Source organism: Microbacterium jejuense (assembly GCF_039544225.1).
Classification (GTDB): Bacteria; Actinomycetota; Actinomycetes; order Actinomycetales; family Microbacteriaceae; genus Microbacterium; species Microbacterium jejuense.
This window is the reverse complement of sequence record NZ_BAABLG010000005.1, coordinates 359783-377987: the sequence shown is the minus strand read 5'-3', so window position 1 is coordinate 377987 and position 18205 is coordinate 359783. Positions and strand designations below refer to the sequence as shown.

The 18205-nt window shown below is 69.7% G+C and carries 15 protein-coding genes and 1 pseudogene; all 16 read right to left on the bottom strand.

The window, feature by feature from the left end:
• Positions 1 to 6: 6 nt before the first annotated feature.
• Positions 7 to 1035 carry an LLM class flavin-dependent oxidoreductase gene (locus ABEA46_RS11305; protein ID WP_345544648.1) on the bottom strand — a complete coding sequence of 343 codons (1029 nt, stop codon included), beginning with the start codon at positions 1033 to 1035 and terminating at the stop codon, positions 7 to 9.
• Positions 1032 to 2693, bottom strand: coding sequence for a dipeptide ABC transporter ATP-binding protein (locus ABEA46_RS11300; protein WP_345544647.1), 1662 nt, complete (start codon positions 2691 to 2693; stop codon positions 1032 to 1034). Before ABEA46_RS11300 ends, ABEA46_RS11305 begins: the two co-directional genes overlap by 4 nt.
• A complete protein-coding gene (locus tag ABEA46_RS11295) occupies positions 2690 to 3667 on the bottom strand; it encodes an ABC transporter permease (protein ID WP_345544646.1) in 978 nt (325 codons plus the stop codon). Before ABEA46_RS11295 ends, ABEA46_RS11300 begins: the two co-directional genes overlap by 4 nt.
• A gap of 12 nt (positions 3668 to 3679) precedes the next feature.
• Positions 3680 to 4651 (bottom strand): ABC transporter permease, encoded by a 972-nt coding sequence (locus tag ABEA46_RS11290; protein ID WP_345544645.1) that lies wholly within the window; start codon positions 4649 to 4651, stop codon positions 3680 to 3682.
• A 24-nt stretch (positions 4652 to 4675) separates the two neighbouring features.
• Complete coding sequence (locus ABEA46_RS11285) at positions 4676 to 6292, bottom strand: ABC transporter substrate-binding protein (protein WP_345544644.1); 1617 nt, start codon at positions 6290 to 6292, stop codon at positions 4676 to 4678.
• 214 nt (positions 6293 to 6506) lie between these two features.
• Positions 6507 to 8390 (bottom strand): FAD/NAD(P)-binding protein, encoded by a 1884-nt coding sequence (locus tag ABEA46_RS11280; protein ID WP_345544643.1) that lies wholly within the window; start codon positions 8388 to 8390, stop codon positions 6507 to 6509.
• Positions 8387 to 9754 (bottom strand): NtaA/DmoA family FMN-dependent monooxygenase, encoded by a 1368-nt coding sequence (locus ABEA46_RS11275; RefSeq protein ID WP_345544642.1) that lies wholly within the window; start codon positions 9752 to 9754, stop codon positions 8387 to 8389. Before ABEA46_RS11275 ends, ABEA46_RS11280 begins: the two co-directional genes overlap by 4 nt.
• Complete coding sequence (locus ABEA46_RS11270; protein ID WP_345544641.1) at positions 9751 to 10995, bottom strand: LLM class flavin-dependent oxidoreductase; 1245 nt, start codon at positions 10993 to 10995, stop codon at positions 9751 to 9753. The genes ABEA46_RS11275 and ABEA46_RS11270 overlap by 4 nt, the downstream gene beginning before the upstream one ends.
• Before the next feature lie 143 nt (positions 10996 to 11138).
• Positions 11139 to 11309, bottom strand: coding sequence for a hypothetical protein (locus tag ABEA46_RS11265; protein WP_345544640.1), 171 nt, complete (start codon positions 11307 to 11309; stop codon positions 11139 to 11141).
• Positions 11310 to 11399: 90 nt separating this feature from the next.
• A pseudogene (locus ABEA46_RS11260) lies at positions 11400 to 11606 on the bottom strand (flavin reductase); the annotation flags it as partial.
• 103 nt (positions 11607 to 11709) lie between these two features.
• Complete coding sequence (locus ABEA46_RS11255) at positions 11710 to 12846, bottom strand: LLM class flavin-dependent oxidoreductase (RefSeq protein ID WP_345544639.1); 1137 nt, start codon at positions 12844 to 12846, stop codon at positions 11710 to 11712.
• Positions 12843 to 13676, bottom strand: coding sequence for a nitroreductase family protein (locus ABEA46_RS11250; RefSeq protein ID WP_345544638.1), 834 nt, complete (start codon positions 13674 to 13676; stop codon positions 12843 to 12845). The genes ABEA46_RS11255 and ABEA46_RS11250 overlap by 4 nt, the downstream gene beginning before the upstream one ends.
• 206 nt (positions 13677 to 13882) lie before the next feature.
• Positions 13883 to 14899, bottom strand: coding sequence for a hydroxyacid dehydrogenase (locus ABEA46_RS11245; RefSeq protein WP_345544637.1), 1017 nt, complete (start codon positions 14897 to 14899; stop codon positions 13883 to 13885).
• A complete protein-coding gene (locus tag ABEA46_RS11240; RefSeq protein ID WP_345544636.1) occupies positions 14896 to 15720 on the bottom strand; it encodes a carbohydrate ABC transporter permease in 825 nt (274 codons plus the stop codon). The genes ABEA46_RS11245 and ABEA46_RS11240 overlap by 4 nt, the downstream gene beginning before the upstream one ends.
• A complete protein-coding gene (locus ABEA46_RS11235) occupies positions 15717 to 16676 on the bottom strand; it encodes a carbohydrate ABC transporter permease (RefSeq protein ID WP_345544635.1) in 960 nt (319 codons plus the stop codon). Before ABEA46_RS11235 ends, ABEA46_RS11240 begins: the two co-directional genes overlap by 4 nt.
• 17 nt (positions 16677 to 16693) lie before the next feature.
• A complete protein-coding gene (locus ABEA46_RS11230; RefSeq protein WP_345544634.1) occupies positions 16694 to 18010 on the bottom strand; it encodes an ABC transporter substrate-binding protein in 1317 nt (438 codons plus the stop codon).
• Positions 18011 to 18205: the final 195 nt, after the last annotated feature.

Below are 18205 nucleotides of genomic sequence, written 5' to 3'. Positions count from 1 at the left end.
TCGGTGTCAGACGGCGTGGGCCGGTGTCAGTGCGGGCTGCCAGCCCACCAGCGGCAGGACGGCGGCGCGGATGTCGGTCAGGATCTGGCGGTATTCGTCTTCGCCGAAGCCGTAGGGCAGCGCGACCCTCAGCTCGGTGCGGCCGTCGAACGTCGGGTCCTCCGCCAGGCGCGCGGCGATCTGCTCGGCGGTGCCGTGCAGATCGCGCTGGAAGACGACGGTGCGGCCTCCGAGCGTCACCGGCTGGGCGGTGCGCTCGTCTCGCGCGGCGACGTAAGCGGCGTAGTGCGCGCGCTGTGTCGCGGTCGCCGAGTCGGTCGGCACGATCACGCGCTCGACGCCGACACGTGCCTCGTCGCCGCGGAACTCGGCGAGGTAGGCGTCGATGTGCACCCGCTGCGCGGCCTCGAACGTGGCGGCCGCCTCGCCGTCGCCGACGTTGCCGAGCAGCAGCTTCAGTCCCCGCTCAGCGGCCCAGCGCACGGACCGCAGCGAACCGCCGCCCAGCCAGACCCGGTCACGCAGCCCGGCGACGTGTGGCTGGACACGCGGGATCTGCGGTCCGTACGGGGTCGAGAGCTCATCCTGTGCCAGCGGGTGCCCCTCCAGCGACACCAGGAACCGATCGATCAGCGTGTAGGGATCGGCGGCTGTCGCGGCATCCCCTCTTCCGAGGTCGGCGAGCAGGTCGCCGTGGGGCGCCGACGTGCTGACGCCGACGTTGACCCGCCCGCCCGAGAGGGCGTCGACGGTCGCGAAATCCTCGGCCAGCCGGAACGGCGTCTCATATCCGAGCGGCACGACGTCCGTCTCCAAGCGGATGGTGCGCGTGCGCTGGCTCGCGGCGGCGAGGAAGGGCAGTGCCGCAGAGACACCGCGTTCGAGATGACGCTGACGGATGCCGGCGACGTCGTAGCCGAGCTCCTCGGCGAGCGTGAACAGCCGGAGGGTCGTCTCCAAGCCGTCGCGGGGGTCGCCCTCGGGGAACGTGCCGGCCAGGATGATGCCTGCGGCCGGGACGAGCGCGGCGCTCATGCCGGCTCGCCCACGAGTGCCGCACCAGCCTGCCGCGCCGGCGTCGAGCCCGGGATCGCCTCGATGAGACGGCGTGTGTAGTCCTCGCGTGGCGCGTGCAGCACCTGGGACGTGGCGCCCTGCTCGACGATGCGGCCACGCTGCATCACGGCGACGCGGTCCGAGATCTCGCGGACGACGGCGAGGTCGTGGCTGATGAAGAGGTACGACACGCCGACATCGCGCTGCACCTCTGCCAGCAGATCGAGGATCTGGGCCTGCACCGATACGTCCAGTGCCGACACGGCCTCGTCGAGCACGACCAGATCGGGCCGCAGCGCCAGGGCACGGGCGATGGCCACCCGCTGGCGCTGTCCGCCCGACAGCTGCGCGGGGCGGCGCTGACCGGTACCTGCCGGCAGCGCCACCTGGTCGATCAGCTCGCTCACACGGCGGACCCGCTCGGCCCGTCCGACGCCGTATGCGCGCAGCGGCTCGTCGATCACGTCGGCGATCGTGAAGCGTGGGTCGAGCGACGCGTAGGGACTCTGGTACACGAGCTGGAACCGCCGACGCAGCGCGCGCAGCTCCTCACGGCTCGCCTCGACGAGATCGTTGCCGTCGAAGCGGATGCCGCCCGCCGTGGGCCGCTCCAGCCGCAGCGCGAGCCGCGCCGTGGTGCTCTTGCCGGATCCCGACTCCCCCACGATGGCGAGTGTCTCTGCGCGGTCGATCCGGAACGACACGTCATCGACCGCGACCAGCTTGTCGCGTCCCGGCAGCGGGAATTCCTTGCGCAGCCCGGTCGCCTCCAGGAGCGCCGGCTGCTCGGGGGCGGGCGCCGCCGATCGCTCGCCGCGGTCGGTCGTGCGGGCGGGGACGCCGACGGTGCCGCGCAGGCTCGGGGCCGCGGCGATGAGCGCTCGGGTATACGGATGCCGCGGGTGCTCCAGCACCTCGCGCGCGGGCCCGGTCTCGACGATGCCGCCGTTCTGCATCACGATGATGCGGTCCGCGCGGTCGGCGGCCACGCCCAGGTCGTGGGTGATGAGCAGCACGGAGGTCCCGAGCGTCGAAGCGAGCGTGTCGATGTGGTCGAGGATCTGCTTCTGGACCGTGACGTCCAGCGCGCTGGTGGGCTCGTCGGCGATCACGAGCTGCGGTTCGGCAGCCAGCGCCGCCGCGATCAGTGCACGCTGCTTCATCCCGCCCGAGAACTGGTGCGGGAACTGGCGCGCCCGCGCCTCGGGTTCGCCGATGCCGGCGAGGCGCAGCAGTTCGACGGCTTGCGCGTCGGCGCTGCGACGAGTCGCGAGGCCGTGGATCACGAGCGGCTCTCCCACCTGGCGGCCCACCCGCTTGACGGGGTTGAGGCTCGTCGTCGGGTCCTGAGGGATCAGGCCGATGCGGCGGCCGCGCACCTCACGCCAGGCGCGGCGCGACAGAGCGGTCAGATCGACGCCGTCGAACGAGATCGTGCCCTCATCCACCGACGCGTTGCCCGCGAGCAGGTGGATCACGGCGTGCGCGGTGGTGCTCTTGCCCGAGCCCGACTCGCCCACGATCGCGACGACCTCGCCGCGGCCGACGGTGAAGCTCACGTCACGGACGGCGGGGCGCGCCTGGCCGTCGAGCGTGTACGACACCGACAGGCCGGAGACCTCCAGCAGGGCGGTCATCGGATTCCGCCATCGCGTTCGAGCGCACGCGAGATACGGTTGGCCGACAGCACGACGGCGACGATCACGAGGCCGGGGAGGGTGGTCAGCCACCATGCCACGGCGAGGTAGTCGCGCCCGCCCGACACGAGCGATCCCCATTCCGGCGTGGGCGGCGGTGCCCCGAAGCCGAGGAACGACAGCGACGAGATCGCGAGCACCATCACGCCGAACTCGAGTGCGGCCAGGGCCACGACCGGGCCTGACGCGTTGGGCAGGACGTGCCGCCGCAGCACCGTGTACCAGCGCACCCCCGAGACGCGGGCCGCCTCGACGTAGACGGCGGTGGCGATCTGCAGCACCTCGGCACGCATCACCCGCGAGAAGGATGCCACGCTGGCGAGCCCGACCGCGATGGCGACGTTCAGCGTGCCGAAGCCGAGCGCGGTGATGAGCGCGAGCGAGAGCAGCAGGCTCGGGATGGCGAGCAGGACGTCCATGAAGCGCATGATCGCGTCGTCCACGATGCCGCGCAGGAATCCGGCGAGCAGTCCGAACAACGACCCGACCGCCAGTCCCACGACGACAGCGATGCTCGTCGCGGCGAGTGAGGTCGCCGATCCGTACACGACGCGGGCGTACAGGTCGCGGCCGAGGTTGTCGGTGCCGAACAGGTGGGCGGCGCTGGGCGGCAGCAGCCGGTCCTGCGGGACGCCCTCGATAGGGTCCCACGCCGTGAACCAGGAAGGCACCACCGCCCACAGCGTCACCAGCGCGAGCACGAGGATCGACAGCACGAGCGTCGGCTGCTTCAGGACCGCGACGACCGGGCGCAAGGAGATGCGGCGGGTGGCGGCATCCCTGCGCTCTTCTTCGAGGGCGGCCGCGACGGGGCCGCCGGCCGGATCGGCATCGGGGTCGGTGAACGACTCGAGGAAGGGGTCGCGCGGCTCGATGGTCCGCGTCGGGGCGGAGAGCACGTTCTCGACGGTCATGGCTGCTCCTTGTCAGGCCGCGACGAACGCTGTGCGGGCGAGCGTGATGCGGCGGTCGATGAGGGGGTAGACGAGGTCGACGACGAGGTTCGCGACGACGAAGACGAGCGCGGCGAAGACGACCACGACCTGCACGACGGGCACGTCTCGGTTGTTGACGGCGGTCACCACGAGGCGGCCGATGCCGAGCCTGGAGAAGACGGTCTCGGTGACGACGGCGCCAGACAGCAGGCCGCCGACGAGGACGCCCACCATCGTGAGCGACGGGATGGCGGCGTTGCGGAACGCGTGCCCGAGCTGCACGCGGCGCTCGCTCGCGCCCTTGGCGCGAACGATCTCGACGTACGGCTGCGCGAGCGTCGAGCGGAGGCTCCGCGACAGCAGCTGTGCGATGAACGCCCCGGACGGGATCGCGATGGTGATGGCGGGCAGCACCAGGCTCTCGAAGCCCTCGTTGCCCATGGACGGGAACAGCCGCAGCCGGAACGAGAACGCCTGCAGCAGGAGCAGTCCGATCCAGAACACCGGGATCGACACCCCCAGCGGCGGCAGCGACGACAGCAGGCTTCGCAGCCACTTGGCCCGCGCGAGCGACGCGACCAGCGCCAGCGCGATGCCGAAGACGACCGACAGCACGAACGCGAAGGCGGTGAGCGCGAGCGTCGGCGGCAGCGATTCGAGGAGCAGATCGGATGCCGGGCGCCCGGTCTGCGTCGAGACGCCGAAGTCGCCGGTCACCGCCTTGCCGAGGGCGACCAGGTACTGCTCCCACAGCGGCCGGTCCAGGCCGAGCTCGGTGCGGAGCTTCGCCACCAGCGCCGGGTCGATCGCCTCCTGGTCGCCGCCGCCCGCGAACAGCGTCGCGGCGTCACCGGGCAGCAGATAGAGGATGAGGAACGAGATCGTGTACGCGGCCCACAGGACCAGCAGTCCCTGGCCGATCCTTCGGGCGATGTAGCTCCACCACATGTTCTCGTCCCTCATCCCTTCCGTGTCAGAGTCCGTGACTCACTCGGTGACCCAGGCGTCGTAGAAGTCGAGGCGACTGGAGGCCTCGAACGTCAGGCCGTGCGCCTTCGACGCCGCTGTGATGGTCGTCGACAGCTGATAGATCGGAATCGAGTAGCCGCCCGTGATCAGCTCCTTCGCCGCCTCGTCGACGACCTTCTGCCGCTCGGCCGGGTCGATGATCGCGGCCTGCTCGTCCAGCAGTTCGTCGATCTCGGCCGGTTCGGTGCGCTTGGTCGCGTTGTTGGTGCCGTTCACCGAGAACACGGTGCGCAGCACGTCCGGATCAGCGCGCGTCAGGTTGCCGTACGAGAAGTCGTACGTGCCGTCGGCGTTCGCCGCCTGCACGTCGGCGATGCTCGCGAAGGTCAGCTGCAGGTCGACGCCGATCTGGCGCAGCTGCTGCTGGACGAGCTCGAGCACCTCCTTGGGCGACTGCCAGTAGGTGACGTGGAAGCTGAGCTTCTCGCCGTCCTTCTCGCGGATGCCGTCGTCGCCGACCGTCCAGCCCGACTTCTCGAGGAGCTTCTCGGCGGCCTTCGGGTCGTACTCGAGCACGTCGCTCAGGTCGGTGAAGTAGGGCGTGGACGAGGCGAGCGGAGACACCGCGGGCTTGTCGTCCGGGCTCAGCAGCGTGGACGTGATCTGCTCGCGGTCGATGCCCTTCTGGATCGCCAGCCGCACGTTCTCGTCGGCGAGCTTCTCGGTGGACTGGTTGGCGAACAGGTTGTACACCGACCCCGGATTGGCGCGGTTGAGGCTCCAGAAGTCGTCGCCCTCGAACAGCACGGCATCGGCGGTGGCGATGCCCGTGGTGGCATCGATCTGCCCGGACTGCAGGCTGCCGGTGCGGTTGCCGGACTCGGGGATCACCTTGTACGTGATCGTGTCGAGGTAGGCCTCGCCGGTGTGGCCGGCGATCGAGGGGCCCCACTCGTACCCGTCACGACGCTCCAGCACGGCACCCTCGTTGGGCGTGTAGCTCTTCACCGAGAACGGGCCGGAGCCGATGTAGTTCCCGAGGCAGCGGTCGGCCTGGCTGACTGCCGCGGTCGCAGGCGAGAGCAGGCCCAACGAGAACGTCGACGTCGCCTGCAGGAACTGGGCGTTCGGCTCGGTGAAGTTGATCGTGACGGTGTGCTCGTCGACGACGTCGATGCTTCCGAGGTCGGCGAGGTACGACGAACCCAGCGTCGCCTTCGCGCCCAGGGCGACGATCGCCTCGAAGTTCGTCTTGACGGATGCCGCGTCGATGGGTTCCCCGTCGGCGTAGGTGGGCCCGTCCTGCAGCGTGAACGTGAAGCTCGTCGCGTCGTCGTTCACCTTCCAGTCCTCCGCGAGCCACGGCAGGATGTCGCCGGTCTCGGGGTCCTGGATCGTGAGCGAGGCCACGGTCTGGCGGGCGATGGCGATCGCATCGTTGTTGCCGACCTGCTGGGGGTCGATGCACTGGCTGTCGACCGAGATCGCGAACGTGAGGTTGCCGCCGCTCGTGGGCTCCGCGTCGGGGGAGGCGGAGGGTGCGGCGTCGCCGGAGCCGCTCGCACACGCGGTCAGCGCGAGCGCGACGGCTCCGATCGCCGCGAGCGCGGCGGTACGGGGTCGGGTGAACGACATGGTGTCTCCAGAAGCTGTGTCGGGGATCGCGATCGGGGTGCCGGCGCGTCGCTACAGCGTCGCCGAGACGCCCTGCTGGCCTCCATCGGGCGTGTCACGGGACGTGAATCGGAGTCGCGCGTGGTCACACGTCGTCATCCGGCGTCACATCGCCTCGCTGCCGCACTCGGGCCCGGGCACACCCGCACGTCCCGCAGGACAACGAGGCGACCGGTCACCATACGACCGGCACGACGACCCCCAGGTGCGCTGCGACAGCTCCCGCGACCCGGTCGTTCTGCCGCAGCGACAGCGAGTCGGCCCGGGGCCGGGTGAACGCGCCCGCCTCGGTCTGCGATGTGAAGGGGCCGACGGCGAAGAGCGCATCGTGAGCGGAGTCGTCTTGGCGCACGACACGGCCCTCGTCGGTGACCCTCACGCGGCCGAGCAGGCCGTCGTAGTCGGCGTCCGCGATGCGCAAGCCGCTGCCGTGCACTGTCGCGAGCTCGCGCAGCGCGGGATCCGTGCTGATGGCGGCGTCCGCGGCGGGCAGCCAGGCGTCCACGAGCGCGCCGGCGACGGTCGCTCCCGCTGCCTGCGGACCGGTCGCGACGAATCCGCCTGGCCCCGCGCTGACCGCGATGTCGGGGCCGATGAAGCGCACGACACCGGCATCGGCGAGGGCAAGCAGCTCCTCGAGCCGGTGGGGAGGGGGACCGCTCGCAAGGTAGCTGAAGAACGTGTGCCACCGGACCGGGAGGGTGTGCGCGCGGGAGCGCGCGTTCCACTTCTCCTTCGGGATCTCGGCCAGCGCCATGAACGACAGCAGCGCGGCGATGAACACGCCCTGGGCCGGGCTGCGCTCCTGCGTCGTCCGCAGCTGCAGGTCCTCGGTGATGTGCACCCGCACCCGGCGCTGCACGTCGTCGGCGTCAGTGAACACGACGCCGGCGAACGGCCGGTCGAAGGCGGCGACATCGAACCGGTCGAGCGGATCGGGCACCACGGCGGCGACCGCGGCGTGCAGGGCGGAGTCGTCCCACGCGTGGGCGCCCAGGACCTCCCGGAACTGCTCCCAGGTGCCCGAGACGCGACCGGGATGCCCGGTGAACAGTTCGCGGTAGTGCCCGTGCAGCAGCTCGCCGGCGATGAGCGGCCAGACGTCGCGCTCGAAGTCGATCGGATCCTCCGCGTCGACGAGGGCAGCCACCGTCGTGGAGGTGAGCACGTCGCGCTGCGGCGGATCGCCTTGCAGGCTCGAGGTGACCTTGGACCGGTAGGGGACTCCGCGCCGCGACCCGAGGTGCAGGCGCGGTTCGCGGCCTGACGCACGGTACCGCAGCGCGCCTTCGGCGTCCCGGTCGAACCGTCCGCCGCGGCCCTGGGTGAGCAGCACGACGAGGTCGACCGCTGCGAGCCCCATGCCCCGGACGATCACGTCGCCGCCCTCGGCGAGGTGCGACAGGTCGGCGTCGGCGGTGAACGCGGGTGGCACATACTGCAGCCCGAATCGCGTGGATGCCGCGACCAGCGCCGCCGAGGCCGGGTCGAGGTCGCGCTCGGTGTGGCCGAAGCAGTAGACGACGGCATCCACGACGATCTCGCCGCCGCCGGCGAGCGCGGCCGCGTGACGTCCGCGGGTCGCCGGACGCACGCGGGTGACGGTGTCGGTGTGCAACCGGATGCGCACGCCTGCCGGGGCGTCGGCGATGGTGCGCCGGAAGAACCAGTCGAGGTAATGGCTGTGCAGCCGCCTCGTCGGGAAGCCCGTCGGCTCCAGGACCTCCGCTTCGGCCGCCGACAGCTCGTCGAGCACGACGTCGGGCAAGGCGCCATCTCGCCATTGCTCGAGCCATTCGCTGAGCGAAGGACCCGGGCGCACCGGCCCGTCGATCGTGCACGAGTCGTCGGTGAACACCGTGACGTCTCGCGTCATCGAGTTGAGCTTGAGCAGTGGCGACTGTGCGTGCCGCCAGATCCGCCCCGCTCCCGGTGGGTACGGGTCGACGAGATCGATGTCGAGCTGGGTGCTCTCGTCGGTGCGTGCCAGCAGGCGCTCCAGCAGCATGGCCGCCCGCGGGCCCGCTCCGACGAACAGCAGGCGCGGGCGCCCGGTCATCGTGCCGCGAGCGCCGGTGACGCCCGGTCGGGGAGAGGCAGCCCGAGCAGGTCACGCAGCGTCGCGCCCTCGTCGTAGGCCTCGCGGTACGAGCCGCGCTCCTGCAGCAGCGGCACCACACGTTCGGCGAACTCGTCGAGGCCATGCGGCGTGAGATGGCCCACGATCGTGAACCCGTCGGTCGCACGCTCCTGCACGTACCGGTCGATGTCGGCGGCGATCCGTTCCGGCGTCCCGACGAACGTGTGGTTAGCGGTGAGCCGGATGACGGTGTCGCGAATGCTGAGCCCCTCCGTCTCCGACAGTTCGCGCAGCTTCGCGATGCGCGCACGCACCGCCGCATGGCGATTGGCCCAGCCGCGCGCGGTCTCGGATCCGGTGTCGGGATCGACGGCGGGCAACGGTCCGTCGGGGTCGTAGCCTGACAGGTCGCGGCCCCACACCTGCTCGACGTACGTGAGCGCGATCTCGGGGCGCACCTGCTGCAGCGCGATCTCGCGCGACCGCTCTCGCGCCTCTTCGTCGGTGTCGCCGATCGCGAAGGTGGCAGCAGGCAGGATCTTGAGCGAGTCCTCCTCGCGTCCGTAGGCGGCGAGCTGCCCCTTGACGTCGTCGTAGAACGCGCGGGCGTCGTCGAAGCCGGTGTGCAGCGAGAAGATCACCTCCGCGTGCTCGGCGCCGAACCGTCGGCCGTCGGCCGAGTCGCCCGCCTGCACGATCACCGGCTGGCCCTGCGGCGAGCGCGGCACGTCGAAGAGTGCGTCGACGTCGAACTGCGCGCCGCTGTGACGCACCCGCGCCGGCACGTCGTCGCCGAGGAACACGCCGGTCCCGGCGTCGGCGCGCACACCGTCCGCGGGCCAAGAGTCCCACAGCTCCTTGGCGAGCGCCGCGAACTCTCGTGCCCGCTCGTACCGGTCGTCGTGGTCGAGATAGCCAGCGCGCCGGAAGTTCGCGCCGTGGAACGCGTCGGAGCTCGTCACCGCGTTCCAGCCGGCGCGACCGCCCGACAGGTGGTCGAGCGTGGCGAGCTCGCGCGCCAGCTCGTAGGGCTCGTTGAACGTGGTGTTGAGCGTGCCGACGAGGCCGACGTGCTCGGTGATCCCCGCGAGCGCGGCGAGGATCGACAGGGTGTTGGGGCGGCCGAGCACGTCGAGCTCGTGGATGCGCCCCTTGTGCTCGCGCAGCCGCAGTCCTTCGGCCAGGAAGATGTAGTCGAACAGTCCGCGCTCGGCCGTTGCGGCGAAGTGTTCGAACGACGCGAAGTCGATCTGGCTGCCCGCCGTGGGGTCCGTCCACACGGTGGTGCTGTTCACGCCCGGGAAGTGGGCGGCGAGGTGGATCTGGCGGATGCTGCGGCTCACAGCGCAAACTCCTTCTCTCGGGCGTAGCGTGGCTCAGGCTCTCGGGCGTAGCGACTCTCGGGGCGGACGAGGTCCAGGCGTTGGCGCAGCGTTCCGGCGCCGTCGTCCGCACGCAGGGCGCCGGCCGAGCGCAGCAGCGGCACGACCTGCTCGGCGATGGCGACGACGTCGGCGGGCTGTCGGGCGGGGCGCAGGCGCACACCGTCGACCCCGGAGTCCGCGAGCTCGCGCACCACGTCCACCACGTCGGCGGCTGTCCCCACGACGATGCGTGCGTCCGACGTCAGGGGCGCGCCGGCCCGGTCGTCGAGTCGGTCGGCCGTCGCGCGGGCGGCGGCAGCGGTGTCTTCGATGATGACGAGCAGGTCGGCGAACACACGCAGGGGTTCGCGCGCGACACGCAAGTGGTCCGAAGCAGCATCCAGCTCCGCCAGGATCTCGGCCGGTGCGAACCCGACCAGGTCCTCGCGCGGGGTGATGAAGACGAGGTCGGCGTGCTCGGCAGCGAGCCGGTATGGCACCGTCTGGTGGGCGAGCACGGTGAGCAGCGGGCGTCCCTGCGGCGAACGCGGCACGATCGATGCGCCGGTGATCGAGAAGAACTCGCCCTCGAACTCGATGTTGTGGATGCGGTCGGCGTCGAGGAATCGGCCCGTCGCGGCATCCCGGATGATGGCGTCGTCCTGCCACGAGTCCCACAGCCGCGAGAGCACGTCGGCGAATTCGCCCGCCTCGCGGAACGCGGCGAGGATCTCGGGCGCGTCCTCGACGCGGCCCGACGCCGGGAACGCGTCGGTCTCCGACGGTCGGCGCCCGAAGTTCGCCCGCTCGGGACCCGAGGCGCCTGCGACCAGGCGCACACCGGCGCGACCCCGGCTCGCGAAGTCGAGGGTCTGGATGCCGGTGGCGACGTGGAACGGTTCGGGGTGGGCGGTCGTGACCGTGGGCACGAGCCCGAGGCGCCGGGTCTGCGGCGCCGCGAAGGACGCGACGAGCACGGCGTCGAGTCGCCCCCGGACACGGTCACGGCGCAGCCCTTCGACCTGCTCGAACCGGTCGGTCAGCGCGAGCGCGTCCTCGATCGTGGCGAGCACGATGCCGGCGTCGTCGGCGGTGCGCAGCAGGTCGCGCCAGTAGCGCGACGAGGTGAGGTCGTGCGGACGGGCCGTCTCCTCCCGCCATGCGGCCGGGTGCCAGCCTGCCCGTTCGAGGGCGATGGCCAGGTGCAGCTGTTCTGTCACGGGATCGGTCCTTTCTCTCGCCGGGGCGATCTGTTTCACGATCTCGTCGCGACGGCGGCACCGTCCAACACCCGATGACACGGGAGGACTCACGACGCCAGACGGCGTAACGATCCAGGAGCTCCCCGACCTTCGCGGCCCCGTCAGCGACCTGAACCCCAGAGGCGATTCGTCTCGGAGTGCGCACGCAGCAGGTCCTCGCGTGCGGCTTCCAACGTCCGTTGCGCCTCCATGAAGGCGTCGCGCGCTTCCACCAGGCGGACGGGGATGCCGTCGCCCGCGTCTTCGGTGCCGTAGCTGTGCGTCCATGACATCTCGTGCTCCTCATTCCTGTGCACGCGGATCCGGCTGCCTCAGCCGACGCGGGAGTGTTCGCCGAGTCGGTGCCAGCTGCGGTTGTGGTAGACCAGGGCGGCGCCCGCACTGACCGAGGCCACCGACGACGCCGTCAGGGCGACCGGCCCCTCCGAACAGGTCGCGGTGATGACGGCGACGCCGCTGGGATGCCCGCGGAACAGCGATCGGAAGTCGTCGGACGAGACGGCCGCGCCGATGTTGCGGTGCGCCGGGTGCTCGTGGGCGCTGCGGATCGTGGTGGGCTGAACGGTCATGTCTTGACGCTAGGGAGCCCGCCGCCGCGGGTCGACGACCCGGCGAAACAGTCCGTCACGGGCGGTCACGAGAGGATGCAGAGGCCGCGCACGGAGTGCATCCCTAGAGCAGCCCACGCCGGTTGAGCAGCGGCCGCACCCCTTCGGCGAACCAGTAGGCCTCTTCCAGGTGGGGGTATCCAGACAGCACGAACTCACGGAAGCCGTGAGAGTGGTACTCGCCGATCAGGTCGGCGACCTCCTCGTAACTGCCCACGAGCGCCGTCCCGGCGCCGCCGCGAACGAGCGCGGCCCCGGCCCAGAGCCCCGGGTGGATCTCGAGGTCGGCGCGGGTGGTGCCGCCGTTCGTCAGCGCGTGCTGCCGGCGCTGACCCACCGACCCCGACACGGCGAAGGCCGCCCGGCGCCGCGCGATCAACTCCGGATCCAGCCCGGCTACCAGGGCATCGGCGATCGCCCAGGCCTCGTCAGACGTCGGCCGCGCGATCACGTGCAGACGGACGCCGTAGCTGAGCGCCCGCCCGCGGGCCGCTGCCCGCTCGCGCACCCGCCGGATCTTCTCACCCGCCTGCGCGGGCGGCTCCCCCCACGTGAGGTACACGTCCGCATGCTCCGCGGCGACGTCGATCGCCGCGTCGGACGAGCCGCCGAGGTAGACGGCCGGCACCCGCAGCGGCGGCGCGATGTAGGCGTCCTCGATGTCGAAGAACTCGCCGTGGTGGGTCACCCGCTCTCCGGACCACAGCCGCTGCAGAATGACGAGGTACTCCGCGGCGCGCCGATAGCGGTCGTCGTGGCCGACGTGATCCCCATACCGGCGCTGCTCGACGTCCTCGCCGCCGACGACATTGATCCGAAGCCGACCGTCGCTGATGTTCTGGAAGGTCGAGGCGAGCTGCGCCTGAATGGTCGGCGAGATGAGTCCTGGACGCACCGCGACGAGGTACTGGAGCGAACGGGTGTGCTGCGAGAGGGCAGCCGAGATCGTCCAGCTCTCTTCGTTCCCGCTCCCGGTGGGGACGAGAACGGCCTCGTAGCCCAGGTGTTCCGCGGCGCGGGCGACCTGCGAAAGGTAAGGGATCGTCGCCGCGCGCTGGGCGACCGGTTTGTGCAGCGGATCGTTGTTCGTGGCGCTGCCCAGGCTGAGATCGGTGCGCGAATCGCCCGTGAGCGGCAGGAACCAGTCCAGGCTGATCCGCTGATCCGTCGCAACTCCGGGGTCGCCGGCGTGAGCGGTCATGCCGACGGCAGCCCGCGCTTGTCCAGCACCGACCGCAGAGCGTCACGACCATGCAGCGCCGATCGGCTGCGGACGCGGGCGATCACCGACTCGAGCCATCCTCCGCTGCGACCGTGCGACTCGTTGAAGCTCCGCAGCACTCTGTCGTACCCCTCGAGGTCTTCCGCGGCGGCGGCGCGATACCGCTCGTCATGGCGGACCACCGACTGCGGCAAGCGCGGCTTCACCCGCGCCCGACCCGACTCCGCCGGGCGTCCGATCGCCACGCCGACGACGGGGTACGTCGCGTCAGGCAGTCCGAGGAGCTCGGAGAGCTGCTCGGGGTTGTTGCGCACCGCGCCGACGTAGACCGCGCCCAGACCGAGCGACTCGGCGGCGACGACGGCATTCTGCGCGGCGAGCGCGGCGTCGATGGTCGCGACCAGCGTGCTGTCGAGGTATTCGATCCCGACGGATGCCTCACCGCGGCGTCGCGCGATGTCCACCCCGCGCGCCCAATCTGCGACGAACACGAGGAACACCGGCGCGTCCGCGATGAACTGCTGTTCGCCGGCGAGCGCCGCCGCCTCTGCCTTGCGCGCGGGGTCGCGTACGACGATCACGCTCCAGGACTGCAGGTTCGACGAGGTCGAGGCCGACTGGGCTGAGGCGATGAGCGTGTCGATGACCTCGTCCGCGATCGGCGTGGGGTCGAACGCACGGACCGAACGGTGCGCCAGCAGCAGCGGCACCACCCCCGCGGGATCGACGCGAAACCCTATCGGCTGGCGGGCGCCGTACCGATCGCTGACGAGGGTGTCCGAGTGGATCCCGGTGTCGGTGAGACTCATGGCTCCTCCTTGCAGACCGATGGCGACACGTTCACTGTCGACGACGACGACGGTCCCGCCGAGTCCGCCCGTCACATCCCGTCACGAAGGCCGACGACAGCCCCTGCTCCCCAGGTCTACAACCCCACCGTGGGCATCGTCGACGGCGGCACGAACTCATGGTCCTGGCCTGTCGGGGCTCTGAGTCCCCGCTCAGAGGTGTGCGGTCACGCGATGCCCGCCAGTGACTCCTGACGCACCTCTTCGACGAATGATCCCGTCGCGATGAACCGGTCGATCTCGGAGACGGCATGGGCGCCCAGGCGGCGCAGTTCGTTGCCGAACGAGCCGGCGATGTGCGGCGTGAGGATCACCCCGGGCGCCGAGAAGAGCGGATGACCGGCAGGCAGCGGCTCCGGGTCGGTCACGTCCAGGGCCGCGCGGAGTCGATGTGTGTTCAGCTCCGCGACGAGCGCATCCGTGTCGACCAGACTCCCCCGTGCGGCGTTGACCAGCGCTGCACCGTCCTTCATCAGTGCGAGTTCGCGGGCGCCGATCATGCCGCGGGTCCCGGGCAGCGACGGGGCGTGCAGCGAGACGGTGTCGGACGCCGCGAGCAGCTCGTCGAGCGACACGGGCCGCGCACCCAGCCCGGCGGCATCGGAGGCACTGACGGTGGGGTCGTAGAGAAGCACCTCCAGGTCGTGCGGCCGCAGCAGTGTGAGGAGTCGCCGTCCGATCCTCGACGCGCCGACGATCCCCACGACCGCGCCGTTGTTGCCGAATGCGCCGAAGGGGTCCCACGCCCGCGGGGATACGCCGCGCAGTGACGCTTCCGCGTCGAACGCACGCTTGCCCATCAGGAGGATCATGGCGAGGGCGTACTCGGCCACGGGGATCGCGTTGGCCTCGGCGGCGGTGGACACGCGGATGCCGCGTTCCCATACCGCCGGGGTCACCATCCACTTCACCGTCCCGGCTGCGTGGACGACTGCCGACAGCTGGGGGGCGCGGTCGAGGAACGACGCATCGAGGCGGGGGGCGTCCCACCCGGTGAGGAGCACGTCGGTCTCGGCGAGCACGGCGTCCCATGCCCCTACGGCGCCGGGGCGCAGCACACCCTCTGCCACGTCGGCGACTCGATGCAGCCGCGCCCACGCGCGCTCATCCAGAAGCTGCCGCGCGAGAGCTTCGTCGCGCATCGCGAGCACCACCCGCGGGCGACGGGGACCGGGATCGATCATTTCGTCGCTCCCGCCGTGAACCCGTTGTAGACGTACCGCTGCATGAACAGGAAGAGCACGAGGATCGGGATGATCGTCAGGATCACACCCGCACAGATGACCTCCCATTGCGCGCCGTACTGCCCCTTGAACGCGAACAGCGTGGTGGAGATCGGCCGCTGGTCGGTGTCGCTGAGATACAGAAAGGGAAGGTAGAACTCGTTGTACATCGAGATCCCGCGGATGATCACGACCGTCGCTATCGCCGGCTTGAGGTTGGGCAGCACGATGCGGAAGAAGATCCGCAGCTGGCCCGCACCGTCGATCTTGGCCGCCTCGTCGAGCGAGCGAGGCAGCGCGCGCATGAACTGCAGGAAGATGTAGATGGAGATGATTCCGGTGCCGGTGAACAAGACGATCAGTGCCCACTGGGTGTTGTAAAGGCCCAGTCCCTTGATGAGCTGGAAGGTCGCGACCTGGGTCGTGACCTCGGGCACGAGCGCCGCGATGAGAAAGGCCCCGAGCACGAATCTGCGCCCGCGGAACTCGAAGCGGTCGATCGCGTAGGCGGCGAAGGCGGAACTCAGCACCGCACCGGTGATCGAGACGGCCAGGATGAACACGGTGTTGACGAATGCGAGCGCCATCCCGCCGTCGACGAACGCGGTGACGAAGTTGTCGAAGTTGAGCCAGTTCGAAGGCGGGTCCATCGGGCTCGTGCTGACGTACTCCTTGTAGTCCTTGAACGCGCCGAAGACGATGAGCACGAGCGGCACCAGCGCGACCAGAGACGCGAGGCCCAGTGACCCGTACTTGATGACGGAGGCGGTGGCTTGTCTCATGCCAGGTCCTCGGCTCGCTCGGGCAGCACGGCGCGCTGGATCCAGGTGAGGATCAGCACGATCAACAGCATGATGACCGCCATGGCCGAGGCGAGGCCCACCATGTTCCGCTCGAAGGCAGTCCACACCGTGCGGATGACGAAGGTCTCTGACCCGTTGCCGCCGGCGGTCATGACGTAGGGCACCTCGAACATGGCGAGGGCACCCGAGATGGCGAGGATGAACTGGAGTCCGATGATCGGGCGGATCGAGGGAAGGATGATGTATCGCACCTCGTGCCAGCGGTTGGCGCCGTCCAGCGCAGCTGCCTCGTAGGTCTCTCTCGGGATCGACTGGATGGCGCCGAGGAACATCACGAAGTTGAGGCCCATATATCGCCACACGGCGACGCTGGCCAACGTGATGTTGATCAGCGCTGGGTCGCCCGTCCACTGCCGGATGAGCGACTCGAACCCGAGCGCGGTGAGCAGCGTGTCAAGACCACCGTCCGGTTTGAGGAAGTTGAGGAAGATCATCCCGATCGCGACGCCGTTGATGAGGTACGGAAAGAAGAGGATGCCTTTCCACATGTTCTTGAAGCGCACCCGGAAGGACAGCAGCACGGCGAAGTAGAGGGCGAGCGCCATCTGGACGAGCGACGCGACGAAGTAGTAGACCGACACCAGGAACACACGCAGGTTGTCGGGTTCCGTGAGCGTCGCGTAGTAGTTATCGAGGCCGACGAAGTCGCTCGTCTTGCTGAGGCCGTCCCAGTCGGTCACCGAGTACGCGAACATGTTGGCGACCGGCCAGTACGTGAACACCAGCAGAAGGGCGACCGGGATCAGGAGGAATGCATAGGGCGTCAGTCGTTCGCGCCAGCCGACGCGGCGGGTGCCGCGCGATCGTGTTCGCGCGGCACCCCCCTGCGGGTTCGCATCGACTGGGCCCGGCGTGCGGGTCAGTGTGGTGCTCATCGTTCTCCGTTTCGGCGTCAGTCGACGCTCGCGACGCCCTTCGCCCAGGCCTCGTTCAGCCGATCGAACGCCTGCTTCTTCGTCTCGGACCCGGTTCGCGCCGCGTCGATGAGCTCCTGGCGGTACCGGCCGTCGGTGGTGATGATCCCGGCGGCGGTGCTGACGTCGTTGTAGCGGGCCTCTTCGCCATCCGGCGGCAGGTTGAGTTCGAAGATCTCGACGTTGTCGAGGAAGTCCTGCAGCACCTCGGGCGTCGGGCCGTCCTTGCGGGGCGAGAGCCCGCCCATGTCCTGCGAGTAGGTGGACTCGTCGGCGAGGAAGTCGAGCCACGCGCGCGCGGTCACCTTGTTCTTCGAATGGACGTTGATGCCCAGTGAGATGTCGGGGCCGGTGGCGGCGTAGAACTCACCGTCGTGCTGGATGGGGAACGGCATGTAGCCGAGCACGTCCGGATCCAGGCCGGCCTTCTCGATGTCGCCGCCTGCACGCGTGATCGCCCATGAGGCCACCGGCATCGTGGCGATCTCGCCAGAGCCGATCTTGATCTTCGTCTCGTCGTACGTCGCCGTCGTGGGATCCGCTTCGATGAGTCCTTCGGCGGCCACGTCATACAGCAGCCCGTCGATCACCTCATAGTCGTGGCCGGAGCCCCATGGGTCGTCCCACGTGCTCATGTCGTAAGTGATGTCGGGGTCGAGCGAGACCAGACCGCGGTAGCCCTCCCACTGACTGAGCATCCAGCCGTCCTTGTAGTTCGTCACGAGCGGCGTGACGTCCGGGAGTTCGTCCTTGATCGTCTGCAGATCCTCGATGAACTCGTCCGGAGTGGTCGGCCAGTCCTCGATGCCGGCCTCTGCCCAGACGTCCTTGTTGTACAGGAATCCCCAGGCGTTGCCGAGGTCGGGGATCGCGTACGTGGTGCCGTCGTATGTCTTGGTCAGCCAGCGGTACGTCTCCGACATCTCGTCATAGGAGCCGAGCGGCTCGAAGAAGTCCGGCAGCTGGTCGGGCGACACGCCCTGGACGTTGAGCACATCGCCGTAGTCGTCGGTGGACATGCGTGTCTTGATCTCAGTGCCGTAGTTGGTGAGGCGCTCGATCTTGACGTCGTCGACGTCGGGGTACTTCTCGAGGAACGCCTTCACATACGGCTCGAAGCGGGCGGGATCGAGGTGCGTGAGGTGGGTGATGGTGCCGGAAGGACCCTGCGCTTGGTCGCCTCCCTCCTCGGCGGGAGTGGAGCTGCTGCACGCGGCGAGCACGAACGCAGTGGCAGCGACGGCGACGAGGGCCGCGACGGTGCGGCGATGACGACGGGGCGGGATGGATGACACAACCTTCTCCTTTGACGGTCGGACGGCGGGCGGCCGATTCGGGTTCTCTGGGGCTGCCGCCGGAGTGCAGTGCACGTGGGATCGTGCGAGCGACGGGCGCTGCACGGAAAGTTATAACGCTTTACATCGGGGTGTCAAGTGATTTCTCCGCAGAATTCCGGGGGCCGCCACGAGGGACGCCGAGGAGTTCCGGCG

Excerpts from the sequence above, each read along its gene's own strand:
- ABEA46_RS11265 (WP_345544640.1), bottom strand. The coding sequence starts at position 11,309 with ATGTCATGGACGCACAGCTACGGCACCGAAGACGCGGGCGACGGCATC.
- ABEA46_RS11305 (WP_345544648.1), bottom strand. The coding sequence starts at position 1,035 with ATGAGCGCCGCGCTCGTCCCGGCCGCAGGCATCATCCTGGCCGGCACG.
- ABEA46_RS11240 (WP_345544636.1), bottom strand. The coding sequence starts at position 15,720 with ATGAGACAAGCCACCGCCTCCGTCATCAAGTACGGGTCACTGGGCCTC.
- ABEA46_RS11280 (WP_345544643.1), bottom strand. The coding sequence starts at position 8,390 with ATGACCGGGCGCCCGCGCCTGCTGTTCGTCGGAGCGGGCCCGCGGGCG.
- ABEA46_RS11255 (WP_345544639.1), bottom strand. The coding sequence starts at position 12,846 with ATGACCGCTCACGCCGGCGACCCCGGAGTTGCGACGGATCAGCGGATC.
- ABEA46_RS11245 (WP_345544637.1), bottom strand. The coding sequence starts at position 14,899 with ATGATCGATCCCGGTCCCCGTCGCCCGCGGGTGGTGCTCGCGATGCGC.
- ABEA46_RS11295 (WP_345544646.1), bottom strand. The coding sequence starts at position 3,667 with ATGACCGTCGAGAACGTGCTCTCCGCCCCGACGCGGACCATCGAGCCG.
- ABEA46_RS11300 (WP_345544647.1), bottom strand. The coding sequence starts at position 2,693 with ATGACCGCCCTGCTGGAGGTCTCCGGCCTGTCGGTGTCGTACACGCTC.
- ABEA46_RS11285 (WP_345544644.1), bottom strand. The coding sequence starts at position 6,292 with ATGTCGTTCACCCGACCCCGTACCGCCGCGCTCGCGGCGATCGGAGCC.
- ABEA46_RS11290 (WP_345544645.1), bottom strand. The coding sequence starts at position 4,651 with ATGAGGGACGAGAACATGTGGTGGAGCTACATCGCCCGAAGGATCGGC.
- ABEA46_RS11250 (WP_345544638.1), bottom strand. The coding sequence starts at position 13,676 with ATGAGTCTCACCGACACCGGGATCCACTCGGACACCCTCGTCAGCGAT.
- ABEA46_RS11235 (WP_345544635.1), bottom strand. The coding sequence starts at position 16,676 with ATGAGCACCACACTGACCCGCACGCCGGGCCCAGTCGATGCGAACCCG.